Annotated in this window: 10 protein-coding genes; 6 read left to right on the top strand and 4 right to left on the bottom strand. The window is 42.5% G+C overall.

Features of this window, described 5'->3' with window-relative positions; all coding sequences use genetic code 11:
- Positions 1–2,334, bottom strand: a complete 2,334-nt coding sequence (locus R7P35_RS17095; RefSeq protein ID WP_053308114.1) for a DUF262 domain-containing protein — start codon at positions 2,332–2,334, stop codon at positions 1–3.
- Positions 2,335–2,541: 207 nt separating this feature from the next.
- Between R7P35_RS17095 and R7P35_RS17090 the strand changes: the two genes are divergently transcribed.
- From R7P35_RS17090 to R7P35_RS17080, 3 genes are read left to right on the top strand one after another with little or no spacing between them, the layout of a single operon-like run.
- Positions 2,542–3,498: a DUF4007 family protein gene (locus R7P35_RS17090; protein WP_203346793.1), complete on the top strand. Its 957-nt coding sequence runs from the start codon at positions 2,542–2,544 to the stop codon at positions 3,496–3,498.
- A 2-nt stretch (positions 3,499–3,500) separates the two neighbouring features.
- Positions 3,501–6,851, top strand: a complete 3,351-nt coding sequence (locus R7P35_RS17085) for a hypothetical protein (RefSeq protein WP_203346792.1) — start codon at positions 3,501–3,503, stop codon at positions 6,849–6,851.
- An 18-nt stretch (positions 6,852–6,869) separates the two neighbouring features.
- Complete coding sequence (locus R7P35_RS17080; RefSeq protein ID WP_031850114.1) at positions 6,870–7,769, top strand: phosphoadenosine phosphosulfate reductase family protein; 900 nt, start codon at positions 6,870–6,872, stop codon at positions 7,767–7,769.
- A 70-nt stretch (positions 7,770–7,839) separates the two neighbouring features.
- On the opposite strand, the gene R7P35_RS17075 is transcribed toward R7P35_RS17080, so the two are convergent.
- A complete protein-coding gene (locus R7P35_RS17075; RefSeq protein ID WP_203346791.1) occupies positions 7,840–10,050 on the bottom strand; it encodes a DUF262 domain-containing protein in 2,211 nt (736 codons plus the stop codon).
- Positions 10,051–10,824: 774 nt separating this feature from the next.
- Between R7P35_RS17075 and mobI the strand changes: the two genes are divergently transcribed.
- Both mobI and R7P35_RS17065 read left to right on the top strand, forming a co-directional pair.
- The gene (gene mobI, locus R7P35_RS17070; RefSeq protein WP_225497079.1) at positions 10,825–11,397 is read left to right on the top strand and encodes a conjugative transfer protein MobI(A/C); all 573 of its coding nucleotides are present in this window, start codon (positions 10,825–10,827) and stop codon (positions 11,395–11,397) included.
- Complete coding sequence (locus tag R7P35_RS17065) at positions 11,390–11,893, top strand: hypothetical protein (protein ID WP_203346790.1); 504 nt, start codon at positions 11,390–11,392, stop codon at positions 11,891–11,893. The genes mobI and R7P35_RS17065 overlap by 8 nt, the downstream gene beginning before the upstream one ends.
- 259 nt (positions 11,894–12,152) lie before the next feature.
- Here the strand turns inward: R7P35_RS17065 and R7P35_RS17060 are convergent, their stop codons facing one another.
- Positions 12,153–12,371, bottom strand: a complete 219-nt coding sequence (locus R7P35_RS17060; protein WP_203346789.1) for a hypothetical protein — start codon at positions 12,369–12,371, stop codon at positions 12,153–12,155.
- A 346-nt stretch (positions 12,372–12,717) separates the two neighbouring features.
- Between R7P35_RS17060 and R7P35_RS17055 the strand changes: the two genes are divergently transcribed.
- Positions 12,718–13,155 (top strand): hypothetical protein, encoded by a 438-nt coding sequence (locus R7P35_RS17055; protein ID WP_203346788.1) that lies wholly within the window; start codon positions 12,718–12,720, stop codon positions 13,153–13,155.
- Between the two features lie 190 nt (positions 13,156–13,345).
- Here R7P35_RS17055 and R7P35_RS17050 read toward each other — a convergent pair whose 3' ends face one another.
- Positions 13,346–13,561, bottom strand: a complete 216-nt coding sequence (locus R7P35_RS17050; protein WP_225497081.1) for a hypothetical protein — start codon at positions 13,559–13,561, stop codon at positions 13,346–13,348.
- Positions 13,562–13,736 lie beyond the last annotated feature (175 nt).

Here is a 13,736-nt window from a genome sequence, read left to right as displayed (position 1 = left end):
TTACTCCCAATCAAGCCATTGAGTAAGATTTCGCCATGCGTTAGTCAGCAGTAATACACCTCGTTCATCAATATGTTGCTTCGTCCATTCATCCGCAAACGTAATATCTGCAAATTTTTTTTCTAGCATTAATATTGAAGCATTACGCTTAGATTCATTAGAAATTTGGCTCTCTGCCAATAAGATATCATCAATATTGTCGATCGAATCATTGGATAAAGATTGGAGTAGATGTTGTTTGAGATTGTACCAAGACGGTGGATTCGTGCTGGAAACCCCATTGCGAGCATCAATTAATACGTTACCGATCTTGTTGTACTCTTCTGGGTTAGCAATTTCATCATCACCCCACCCTTCAGTAGAACCACCGTTAAATACCTTCTTAATAGCGTCTTTACCAGAAAGTAGCTCCCACATTATAGTGGTCAGAAAGTCAGTACTCGGTTTATTTGAAATCTCATGATGGATACCGTTAAGCTCGATGCCATGCATACCAGCTAAGAGCAACATTTTAATACTCTTCGGCTTGGTTAGAATCTGTTGTTTAGAACAGATATCAAGCCACTTTTCATCAACATCCTCTTTCGGAGAGCCTTTTGAACTGATCTTTGCTTCTAGCTCTTCCCGAAAAAAACGCTTAATAATATCGGCATTAAATCGATCAGACGTCAGAGGCCCGCTACCCAATTGATACCCTTTTTGGTCTAGACTCACACCGCGTTCATGTAACTTTTTATAAACAGCATCAATTCCATCAGCTCCACCACTCATCGCACGCCAAAGTACGCTAAATGCAGTTACAGCCTTAAGCACTTTTGCAAAGTCGGAATACTCTGTACCGGTTACTCCAAACTTTTCATCAGCTAATATAAATTGTACCAATAGGCTTTGAACAATGTCATGTTTCATATCTACGAGGTAACGTAAACATAGATTTGAAATATCCTGCTCGTTAGACTCTACTAGATTTCCGACACTAGGTACCGCAGCCTGCCAATGATCGAATAGGAAATCAGCAGTTGTTGCAAGTTGGGTTAAATACTCGTCTTTAAAATGACAGTTTTCATAGCTTTTCAGCATTGCATCACGTTGATCTCTTAAGCTCGTAACTTTTACTTTTCCTTGATATGCGCGAACAAAGGCAAGTATCAGAGCTTTAGTTTTAAGGTTTTTTTCTTTACTTTTGATGATGCCTTCAAAGCGCTCCGTGATGGAGTTGAGAATATCCATTGACGCTTCAATTTCTTCTTCGGGTGTCCCATTTTTTCGCTGGGCTCCGATGTGTTCAATTACCTTAGGAACAAACGTTTCAATAGCAGTAAGAGGTTCCCCTGTTGTATTCAAAGCCTCAAACATATCGAATGCATAAGATTCATTATTAACTTCAACATAAGTAAGGCAAACGCGGTGAAGCAAAAACTTTGCAAACGCAGCTATGTAAATAACTTCTGCGACTTTAGCGTGCGAATCAGATGCCCTTGCTAAATCCTTATCAATAGGAAAGTCTAAACATATATCTAACGTTTCAATATCGACCAACTCGCTGATGTTGATTTTCTCTTCTGTTTCGCCCTCTGGAGACTTAAATTGAAAGCCCTTTTGTACGCAGTCAAGCTGCTTTCTTATCTCCTCGACGTTTTTCACTACACGTTTAGCAGAGGTACTCATCAATGACAGGTTTAAAGGCTCAAACACCGAGCTATCGCGTTGTTCAACGATATGACGCTGATAAGCTGACAATAATTCAGATATAGGGCTCTCATATTGAGCCTTCTTCTCACTTCGGCCCCAACAATCGACCTGTGAACGAATAATTTTAGGAAGGTATTTATATACTTCGTGTTCCGCTGTCGTCTCTACAACCGTATTTGAGGTATCAATTTCCAGCTGAGAGACTACCTGCCGTAATTCATCGAGAACATCTTTGATTTCTTCATCTTGTTCCAAATGTATCGCTTTCTTCAAACTCGGTAAAAGCATTCTCAATCTTTCATTCAGACAAAGAATAATAAGAATCAGAGTAGAAAGGCGCTGTTGACCATCAATGATAAGTTTGATGTGAGTAGGTTTATCCCTTTTGACTAAGGGATAAATAGTCAGAGCAGAACTATCGTCCACACTCAAGATAGACCCAAGGAAAATAATCGCATCAGGCGACTCTAGAAGGTTTCTAAATACATTCTCACAATCAGAAAACAAATCTCTAATGTGGCTCTCTTCCCATGAGTATGGTCTCTGATAAGCAGGCATATAAAAGCCCGTATTTTTGCGTTCACAGATGACATCAAAAACTGATTGAGGCTCTGCTTTAAAAATGTCTAGAGACTTTTGCATAGATGCTTTTCCTAGGTAACTGATATACTGAACAAATATGCTACTTATAGCACTAAAACTAAGTAAATTCTATGGTTCTAGTATTGTACACTTACCATTCGGTTGCATATAAAGATCACGTATTATATCTATTCGATACTATAACCTTCTGATACAATAATTTCTCCGCTTGGATAAAATCTCCAATTCAGCAGCAAGGTAAGTACATTGAACATCGAATCTACGACACTGAAATTCTCCGGACATCAAACTTTCCCTATCCGTTACGGGTGGATTTACAAGATTATTCAAGAAGTTGTAAAAGGTGAATCCCTTTCTAGTAAGTCGAACATCGAACAACAGATGCAATCGATGGGCATGGGGAAAAATATGGTGCTGTCTGTTCGACACTGGATCCGTGCGCTGAACTTGGTGGTTTGTATCGATAGCAAAGAACAGATTTTTCAACTGACACCGCTTGCAGAGCAACTGTTTACGGACAAAAACGGTCATACCGCGTATGATGAATACCTCGATAAAATAGGCACAACTTGGCTCCTGCATTGGTTGCTACAATCGATTGAACCTACTAAAGCTGAGCTTAACGCTTCTAGATTTTTATTTAATTATTTCAATGGAATAAAAGTAAAGAAAGACTCCTTAGCGACTGAAATCAAAGACGCACTGGCGAATCACGAAAAAGAACTCACAGAAGCAACACTGAATAAAGACATTGATTGTCTTTTACAAATGTATGCACACAAATCGTTGCAGGCCAACAAAGTCAACGAAGACAGCTTTGCCTCTCCGTTTACGGAACTCGGTCTATTAAAACAAGAAGACGCTAAAAGCTACATTGCGGAGCTTAATCGACGTCCATCTTTGCCCGTCGAAATTTTTACCTTTGCACTGATTGATTACATGCAGAAAAAACATAAGGGTAGCAAGGTCAACACCTTATCTTTTGACGCATTGTTAAATGACGTAGGCTCCCCAGGCCGGGTATTCCGTCTATCTTCCGCAGGACTGAGTGATAAACTGGATCAAGTAGAAACACTCACTGAAGGCAAAATTGCTTGGACCGATACTCAAGGCTTAAGACAAGTGCAGCACTCTTTTAGCAGCATCGATAACATAGACCCAAGCCAGTACCTTAAACACTACTACCAATCAGAGGAAAAATAAGCGTGACTCTCAGTAAACAATACTCTATCGCTACACGCCACCAACGTTCTACCCGTATCGATAGTGACTTGAGCGCCGATTTCTTTCCTGGCTTGGTTTACCACGGTACAGCACAAGCTTCCTTAGAGACGCTCTTTCGCCAATACGGCCAAACCGGACAAAGCGCTTACACATTAACAGGCGCTTACGGTTCAGGTAAATCAACGGTGGCACTGCTCATGGCCGGTCTATTGCATGCTGACTCGGATATCCGAAGTGCTGCTATCAACACCATAAATGCAGAGTCAAAATCGCTATTAAAAGAGAGCGCACCATACCAAAAAGGGTGGCTACAAATACGTGCAGTCGGCGGCGTCAATGGCCCTGTCGAATCTTTTTGGAATGCAACGCTGAGAGCGCTTGAGGAGCACCCTAATACACATAAAACAAAGGTGCTTAACAAGTACCGTAAAGCCAGTATTGAGAGTGATAGCGAACTGATTAGCTCTTGGAAGACCCTCTTTGATGATGTGGCGCCTTATGTTGATGGCGTACTTATCATTGCCGATGAGATGGGGAAAAGCTTAGAGTTTATCAACCGAAGCGGTGGTGATTTACACTTATTTCAAGACATCGCTGAAGAGCTCTCTCGCATTGATACTCCGGTCATTTTCTTAGGCTTGCTACATCAAGCATTCAGTGAATATGCAAAAGAGCGAGGTACTAAGCTACAGGATGAATGGGCCAAAATTCAAGGCCGCTTCAGCGATATTCTGTACAATGTATCGACCGATGAAACGGTCGCGCTGATCAGTAACTCGATCAAAACAACGTCACCACACCGTAGTGGTGATGAGCTCGTACAACGCGTACTCTCAGCACTTGAAGACAAGCAGCAGCGTAAAGAGTCACTACTCACGCGTCTAGAGCAATGTGTTCCACTTCACCCATTAACGGCATTGTTACTAGGGCCTATAGCTAAGAGGCGCTTTAGTCAAAACGAACGCAGTACATTCGGCTTCTTGAATTCGCACGAGCAATTCAGCTTTCAACTTTTTTTACAACAAACAAGTGACCAAAACGCTCGATACGATCTTAGCCATCTATGGGATTATCTTGAAGCCAACATGGAACACGCCATATTGGGCTCCCCCGATGGACATGGATGGGCAACCGCGGCGGATGCACTAAGAAAAGCTTTCAAACAAGATTTTTCTCCACAATGCATTGCATTACTTAAAGCGATCTCATTAATTACTCTATTTGGTAAATCTGCCAACCTCACGGCAACGGAGAGCGTACTCCTTACAGCAACAGAGATCATCGATAAAAGGCAGCTAAAAGAATGCTTACAACAGCTCAAAGAAGCCTCATGCATCGTCTTTAGAAAGCACTTATCTTCTTGGGTCGTGTTTGAAGGTTCAGATCTCGATATTGCAGGCTTAGTGGAAGAGAAAATAGAACAACTGCATAGCAGCCACGAAGCCGTAGAGCGCATTAACTTTAGTTCCCAAGTAATTGCAAAAGGCCACTATCACGAATTTGGCACATTGAGATGGGCAGCTCAAACCGTAGCGATGCAACTCAGCTATATCGATATGCCGACCCTTATTGAATCTCGAAGTGGCGAGTTTGCGAACTTCTTGTTATTGCTCAAAGAAGAGCCAGAAGATCGCCTACTTGAACTGACACGCAATGATAAATCATTGATGATCGCATGTGCACCTAATGCTAATGAAATAATAGATTTAGCCAATGAAAAGTACGTCCTGGAGCTCATCAAAAGTGACAAGAGCACTGGTGCAGCGCTGACGCACGACAAGGTTGCTCGAGAAGAACATAGAGCACGCTTGTTTAACGCTCAGTCGGCTTTAGATGCGGCATTGACTACCGCCTTCAATAACTCGCGATGGATACACAATGGCGAGATCTACGGTAAGGAAACGATGAGTGAAATCGCCACCTTTGCCGCTGACAGAATATTCCATAAAACCCCGAGAATTCTTAACGAGCTGGTTAACCGTAACAAACTCTCTGGTACGGCGGTTTCCGCTTTGAAAAAACTGCTTGAAGCAATGCTTGATGAAGAAGATCGAGAGGATTTAGGCATTGAGGGTTTCCCACCCGAGAAGTCCATGTATATCAGCTGCTTAAAAAACACTAACATTCACTCAGCTGAAGGGGAAAAGGGGCAGCATTGGTTTAGAGATCACCTAGACAAAAATTTAAATGCTGTATTCGCCGCTGCGGAAAAACGCCTAAAAGATCGCAAGGGCAACGAGGTCGATTTATCTGAAATCGCGGAGCTTTGGGCAAACGCGCCTTTTGGTTTAACAAAAGGTGTCATCCCGATCTTTTTGCTAGCATTTTTGAAATCAATGGGTGAACAAATCGCCTTTTACGAGAAAGATATGTCTGGTGAATTTGCCTTTATTGCAGAACCAGATAGTGACTATGTCCATAAACTGATTAAGAACCCAGGCGATCTCGCCACCAAATACATCGTATTGGCGAAGGATGAGAAAGAGTGGTTGCAGCATCTCGCAATTTTCGCGGCGTCTGAAACGAACCGTGATGTATCCAATAACATCCTTTCTGTCGCGAAGCCGTTAGTGACAACTATGCACAACCTTCCGCACTGGGTGAAAAACGCTCACCATATTGTCCCAGACAACGATGAGCGCAACAGAACCTACTTGAGGATCCGGGATCTATTTTTACAGGCAAATGACCCTCATACACTACTCATCAAAGACTTGCGTACAGAATTAATTGCCTTTGGCGCTGACGAGTTTACGAGTCAAATCGATCTGTTAGAAGACTGCTTTAAAACATTAAGACAAAAGCACGAGCAGATGCTTGCTGCCATAAAAACCAAGGTAAAAACCATTTTCCCAGAAAGCGGTGAAGAGCTTGCTGATATGTGCCAGTACGTCGAGCAAAACTCCGGCGACTTGCGTTTAAAGGCGTTCGCACGCGAACTCGCGAAAAGTGACACTGGATTATTACAATGGTTGGAAAGCATGATTCAGATCGTCATCGGACGCGGAAAACAAAACTGGAACGAAGGCATCCTTCAGACTGCATCAAACAAAATCAGTGATTATGCCCAAGATTTTTTAAGTGTAGTTAAGTCCCAACGTAATGGCGGCGATGCGGCTTCCCAATCAGGTAAAACAAAACTGGTTTCCCTTGTTTTAGAAGGGGATGATGGCAAACTGACATCGTTTAAACGAGAAATCAGGGCAATAGAAACAGAAGAGTTGAAAAATACCATGAGCACGATTGAACGCCAGCTCTCAGAACTCGATGATTTCCATAAAATCAATCTATTACAACAACTACTAAGAAAATCGCTCGAAGCGCAAAGTTAACGCACGTAGGTATTATTCATGAGTGATCAACGCAAGGTGAAACATGTCCTTGGCTTGTCAGGAGGCAAGGACAGTGCTGCTCTCGCAGTGTACATGGCTAGAAACTATCCTGAACTTGATATCGAGTATTTCTTTACTGATACAGGCAAAGAACTACCCGAAGTGTATGAATACCTAGAACAACTTGAAATTGTACTGGGTAAGCCAATTTTGCACATCAATGACAAGAAAGGTTTCGATTATTGGTTAGAGCAACACAATAATTTTCTACCAGCAGGTCAACAGCGGTGGTGTACGATCCGCATGAAGCTCGAACCCTTTGAAAAATGGATTCGACCTTTTCTTAATGATGGTTATGAAGTCATCTCTTATGTCGGTATTCGCGCAGATGAACCGTGGCGAGACGGTTACCGCCCTAATGAAAATCAAAAGTACCTCACTATTAAAATGCCATTTGCAGAAGACGGTATAAAAAAGCAGGGAGTCCTCGACATACTCGATAGTGCTGGGCTAGGTTTGCCTAAGTACTACGACTGGCGCTCTCGTTCAGGCTGTACGTTCTGCTTCTTCCAGCGCAAGATTGAATGGGTTCGCCTGCGTGAAGAGCACCCTGAAGCCTTTGAGGAAGCAAAGGCTTACGAGAAAAGAGCAGAAACCAGTGCCAATGGTGAAACCTTCTTCTGGATGGGCCCTAATGAACCATTAGAAACACTCGAAGATCCTGAGCGTATCAAGCAAATCAAAGAAAACCATGAGAAAGTAAAGGCTCGGTTCGAAAAGAAAAAGCAACGTGAAAGAAAGCGCCGTTTAGGTATGCATGCTATGGTCGATGAAAGTATGCTCATCGACACGCTAGACATGGACGCGATGTACGACCTTGAAGAGGGCGGTGGCGCCTGTATCACTTGCTACAAATAAGTGAAAGCTGCAACAAAAAAGCGCTTTGCAAAACACAAAGCGCCTTCGACATTATGGTAGTAGGTTAAGCTTAGACTCGTAAGCTTAACAAACGCGCCTTCAAGGAGCTTTCCAACGCGTCAAAACGTTCAGACAAGGCAGCTTCAATCTCCTCAATAGCCGAACCAGTAGAGATACGTTTAAACGAACCCCCAATCAAAAGCGAATCCATCACGATATTGTTTTGTGGAATATCAGCAAAATAACGCGAGGGGTCCATTGAGCTAATCACATTATTCGCCGCACCAGAAATCAGTACTCGGTTTAACGGGCTATTTAAAATGTGATTAGGATCTTGGCGGATATCCTCGGTTTTTTGCCCCAGTCCTTTTACTGAGCCCAGCGGGATAATATGGTGGTCATTCAAGCCATCTGACGCATTCGCTGGCCACAACACAACATCACCCTGCTCGTTCTTCCTGAATGCATTGAGTGGTTTAGTTTCTGTTGCATGTAAGTCATAACTAGGCGACACACTCAAAACGTATTGCAAAATCAGATTATGAATACCTTCTTTCGGATACTCATTTAAACGCTGCATCAATAGTTCTTTAGACGCAAACTTGTCATCTTGGAAAATCTGCTCTTCTCGATCCAAGATTACCTGTCCCTCTCCATTAGCAACCCAGTTGTACAGCTGATTAATATCATCAATCACCACTGCACTTTGATCGTAAAGGTAACGACCAGAGAACGCACTCGTCCAATACCAGAACTCGACTTTTTTATGCACCGCAGCATCATTCCAAAAGCGATCTTCCGCGAAGATGAAAGCGATAGGCTGAATCATTAGCTTGTAGTGCAACTTGTTAGAGTTATAAACACCGCAGCGAATCAATAGGAACGAATATGCGCGCTGTACGGCCAAAGTCGCGGTTTCAATATACTTGCGGATAATTTCAGTATCTAGACTCAGCAACGTTTTTGAACTGGTATCTTTTTTCTTCACTTCAAAATCGTTGCCCGCTTCAAGCTCAATTTCACGACGAGCTAATGCCGTGCAGATAGCGAGAATCGCCTTAGAAAGGTAACCAGAAGGTAAGCCATCAGACAAACTTTCGAGCTCATTGAGATACAGACCACCTGATGCACCACTCGCGTGCTGGAGCGAAGAGCAAAGCGTAACCGGCTCAATAAACATCGAGCGAATGATCGAACTGAGTGAGTATGTCGACGTATCCCCAGCAACGCGCTTTGCAACTTTAGCTGCTACCAAATCAAAGTCATCAAGCTTCATACCACCATCGTTCAAATGACAGAAAATAGGAATAGCTCGGCGAATATCGTTGGTCACCAGACTATTGAGTTTATAGTCATCAAAAATGTCACGAATTAAGTAGTTAGAAACGTTATTCTTCCACTCACTTTTGCAAGTGATGAAGATTTTTTCGATTTCTTCTGAGTAGACAATGCCATTTTCTTCACACTCTTCAATGGAATCAATACCATCAAAAAGCTGTGCCGTATCGTAATTCTCTTTAATGAATGCAAAATCGTCTTCGTACTTGTCACGGATTGCCTGCATGTTGATTTCAGCAATCCCTTCTAAAATTCGATTAACAACGATCGACTTGGTACCAATCATAAACAGAGGGATCATGCCATATTCGACACAATCGTTGACAAACTGAGTGATGACTTGCGGTTTGGTCTTACCCGATTCGATGGCTTTCACTTGGTTATAAGGAGAAAACCATTTAGAGACCCCTTTACTGTTGCGTTCGTTGAACGTTTCACAGTTAAAGATATCGACGATATCATTGGGCTCAAAGTGATCAAGGCCGTCCTTGTCAAATATGACTTTGGTGGCATTGAACACATCTGTAACGCTTTCATTCGCTTTACCTACAACCGGAACACGGATAAACCAGCGTACTTTCATTGGGTTGGCTTTTTTAGAAATGAATTCAGACAATTCGGCTTGGTCAGAGAACTGAGAGAAGTCAAACACATCATTAAATGCGTTATACAGCGTAGTTGTTCTCTGCTGACCATCAAGCAGGTACTCGCAGGGATCGGAATCAGTTGAAGTGTGTTGAACTGTTTCTCCAATTTTACGCAAAGCAAAATCGTCCGACAACCCTTCTAGGATCAAAGAGCTTCCCACCGGGAACTTAAGCAGAATTGAAGCAAGTAAGCTTTGCTGTTTTGCTGTTCCCCACTTGTAATCCCTTTGGAAGTCAGGCAATAACAAAGTTTGATCGTTAACTTTCTTAAACGTATCACTGAGAGAGCGTTCCATAACCAACCTTAAAGTTCATTTTTAGCCAACATTTTATGCGGTTATTTTCTATCATATAAACCATTCACTTTCCATTGATAATATAAAAAACTAGCAAATACAATCACTTCTAACATTAAGCCAATTACCATCATATACAAAAACTAAGGATAAATACCAAAAATGAACTGAGAGAAATAGAAACTCGAAGCTCTTTAAGGGGCAGCACAGCTCCCTGGTAAGCATTCCCTTTTTTACAAGCAAGTAAACTATCCGGTAATTCCGGATAGTTCATCACAAGGCATTATTTCGATGGCTTTTGGACTCAAGTTCCAGTGCTAGTATCAAACCCACCAACCGAAAAGCAACCCAAAAGCACTCTTGCTCACAGCACTCCGCGTGCAGTCCCATGGGCTTTCACATGTGAAAGTTGCCAGGAGCATCAACAATAAATTCCTCCAACATCCCACAATAATTGGATTACCACTCATCAAATCCCAAAACAAACAACAATCTTAAGTCATCTCCCACAATTATTGGACTGTGAGTATCAGCATCCCAAGAACCGTCATTAACAAGTCATGGATTATTAGCTTCGACCTCCCACAAAGATAGAGATTTGGAAAGCAACAGGTCAGCTCCCAGGAAAGGAATCTCTTCTATTGCTGCTTTAGCTGCTGGGATATGGGGCAAATATCTAACGCCCAAAATGGGCAACTTCACGTGTTATAGCTAAAGGACGTCTGGGTTACGGTAATTGGTGACGAACAAGCAAAACCAAGGAGTAACCTAACGATGTTAGATGAGAACAGCGCAGCTTATCGCTGGCATAAAATGGCGCAGCAGCGCAGACCAACCGAAGAAAAGCAAGCTTTCGAGCTAGCACTTTCACAATCACTCAATGCTCTGTCACAAGTCGAGCATTTTACTGATCAAGAGCCTTATTTGTTGGAGTTTTTAGCAAGCTGCTACGCCAACAACTTCTGGCGAATCCACCGTTCTTACAAAGACACAAACCCCGGTCATTTCGCCTGTCGAGTCCGCAACCGTGACAACGCGTTCGAGGCCGCATGGCACCATAACTGGTACATGAGTGAGAACCAAATGGCGCAGCGACACAATAAAAAGTACCGCGTTCGCTCTACACATATCCGCAAAGGCAAAGGTTTTCGCTACCCAAAGGGACGGTTTTCAAAGGCCAATAAAGAGTGGGAGTCGGATCTTATCGACTACACCGAAGATGGCTTTGCTCTCGTCCGTGAAATACGCCATGAAATTCTAGCCATCAAGAAGAAGGCCCAAACCTGTACAAAACGACTTCACAAGCTACATAAACACTTCAAAAAAATGGAGGTGCTACATGACTAAAAAACCTGCCGTTGGGATCACAAACTATTGCGGAAAGCTAGATCTATCAGATTTTGATATTGCACTGCCAGAACAATCACCACAGCCAGAATTAATAAAAGATTTACCTCTATTTGTCGCCGATGAATCGAAGATACTAATGGTTGCAGCCAAAGACCTTGAAGCACGATTGGAAAAGCTGTGCAAAGCTCTGACAGCTGAGTACAAAGTGAAATATCCAATACGCTACAAATTCAAAGTCAAAAAATCAAAAGGTTTACCAGAGATCACATGGTATCGCCTCATTCTTCATCGCTATCCAGACGAAGAGCTTGAAGAAAAAGAAGTATCCGAAGGGGTACTGAGACGTTTTTCAAACGCAATGCCCTGGGAGATCCCGCTGTATTTGCATTTGCTCGATGAGTTAGAAAAGCTGGATCAACGTGTCATCCGTATCAGCACGCTGGCCGAAGCCATTAAAGAACTCACTAAAGCCACTAAGAAATACAACACTTAACGTACTGGGTTGCTCCATACTTGCCGGTGTGGAGCTCCACTTAGTCAAGGACTTATAGTTTGAAAATAGGTGGTAAAATTAAGGAAGTAGACACTTAGGAAAGCTAAGCTAAAGAGAAACAAAATTAATGGAGGTTTTATGGAGCTTTGGATTTGGTTGGGTGGTTTATTACTGACAGTCGCCGCAGTCGGTGGGGTATTTTGGTATTCCGGACGAGAGCGATAGCTTTATTGCGAACCTTCGGGTTCCTTTTTATTTGCTAATCGCCAATGCGATATAGATCTTCTTTTATGTCTAAACTTAGACCTAATGTCCTACTTTTCTTTTTAGTAGGATAGCGCTTACTAATTGGTGATCGTTGATGAACAATAACAGCCTTCACAATAGAGAATAATAAATATGCCGATATTGAAATCACTGCAATTTGCCAATTCATATAAGCTATCGCAGCCCAGCCCCAAGCCGTATCGGTAGCCATAGCGAATCCCAGCAACAAAAGAAATAAACCGAAAACATTAGCCACATGCTTCATACTTACGAACTCAATGAGTTTCATATATCTAGTGTATCGCAGAATCAGACAATGCAATTGTACATATATATTTTATTGCTCACTTTCACATGTTCATCAAAGGCATGAGGTAACAGCCTCTAGAACGTATCGGCTGGAACGAGGTTCGGATCAATGCGGTGGATACGCGGCTCGGTAAAAACTCTACCAGAACGCTTGGATTGTCCAAAATGGGCAGATCCAGAGTCTTTGCAGAGCAAATTGGATTGATATTATTTATCTAATTTAATCCCCCCATGAAAGGAGAATGAAAATGACTAAATATGATCATGTTAATATTGAAAACATGCAGAAAGCTGTTCAAGCATTGGAACGCGCAATTGATGCTGATATTGATGAACAGGTTGTTCAAGCACTTGAATCAGAAAATGTTATTGATATTGGTGTCATTGTTGATAAAAACGGAAATCTAGGCATTGGTAATGGCTTGCCGTTTGATGTCTACACCTCTAAGGATGACGCTACTTTGGTCGCTGCTGCGCTAAATGAAGCAGATGCTTTCCTGCTGTCGCTTATAGATAACCCAACCCAGTTGGAACATCGTTCTGATTACCAGGTTCAACAAGACATAATCCTCGCCCTTGTTAACAATTTTACCAGTGTTGATTTGGAGAATGTACCAAGCTTAGTGGTAGGTAATATCCAAGAAGCTAAACGGGTGCTAGAGGACGCTATACAGCGTTTGTTGTAATCACTACTTCAGTTTGACTGCTGAACAATGTGAAATGCGATCGCTAGAACTGGATCGAATCGAGCTGGAATTTGTTATCGCCTTGGATGCTGATGAAAGCGGTGAATCTTGGGAGAAAGTTTTAAGTGTCGATGAAGCTGTTCGTTGATCGTGAAAAAAGCCGGGTTTCCCGGCTTTTTCCGTTTCTGATCTAGCGTTCGTAGGTGGTGACAAGTGTTCTAATGCCCTGATCATTTAGTACTAGGAAGTAGAGCTCACTGATCGGATGGCCCCATTCCTCTATATTGTCAGCGGTGCCGTACTTTTGGGCTTTGCGACGACGCTCTCGTTCCGCAAGAGGGTAAATGCGAAGCTCTGGGTTCTGGATGCGTTTGACCAGTGATAGCCACGGGGCTTTGGATAACATCTCATGGAAAACCATAAACGCAAGTCTAAGAAAGTGGCTTTTTCAAATGTTTTTAATCTGTCACGAAAGAACAATTTAAAGTAAATCCCGATTGCTCCCAAAGCGGGCTTTCAGAAGCTGATCCATTATGGGGAAGACGACTCGCAAGTATGGAGCAATCATAAAGGAAACCTTT

The sequence above is a fragment of the Vibrio sp. Vb0304 genome (assembly GCF_033338995.1).
GTDB lineage: Bacteria > Pseudomonadota > Gammaproteobacteria > Enterobacterales > Vibrionaceae > Vibrio > Vibrio alginolyticus.
The sequence above is the reverse complement of the archived record's forward strand: the minus strand, read 5'-3'. Positions and strand labels throughout refer to the sequence as shown.

Excerpts from the sequence above, each read along its gene's own strand:
- R7P35_RS17080 (WP_031850114.1), top strand. The coding sequence starts at position 6,870 with ATGAGTGATCAACGCAAGGTGAAACATGTCCTTGGCTTGTCAGGAGGC.
- mobI (WP_225497079.1), top strand. The coding sequence starts at position 10,825 with ATGTTAGATGAGAACAGCGCAGCTTATCGCTGGCATAAAATGGCGCAG.
- R7P35_RS17060 (WP_203346789.1), bottom strand. The coding sequence starts at position 12,371 with ATGGCTACCGATACGGCTTGGGGCTGGGCTGCGATAGCTTATATGAAT.
- R7P35_RS17050 (WP_225497081.1), bottom strand. The coding sequence starts at position 13,561 with ATGTTATCCAAAGCCCCGTGGCTATCACTGGTCAAACGCATCCAGAAC.
- R7P35_RS17065 (WP_203346790.1), top strand. The coding sequence starts at position 11,390 with ATGACTAAAAAACCTGCCGTTGGGATCACAAACTATTGCGGAAAGCTA.
- R7P35_RS17075 (WP_203346791.1), bottom strand. The coding sequence starts at position 10,050 with ATGGAACGCTCTCTCAGTGATACGTTTAAGAAAGTTAACGATCAAACT.
- R7P35_RS17095 (WP_053308114.1), bottom strand. The coding sequence starts at position 2,334 with ATGCAAAAGTCTCTAGACATTTTTAAAGCAGAGCCTCAATCAGTTTTT.
- R7P35_RS17055 (WP_203346788.1), top strand. The coding sequence starts at position 12,718 with ATGACTAAATATGATCATGTTAATATTGAAAACATGCAGAAAGCTGTT.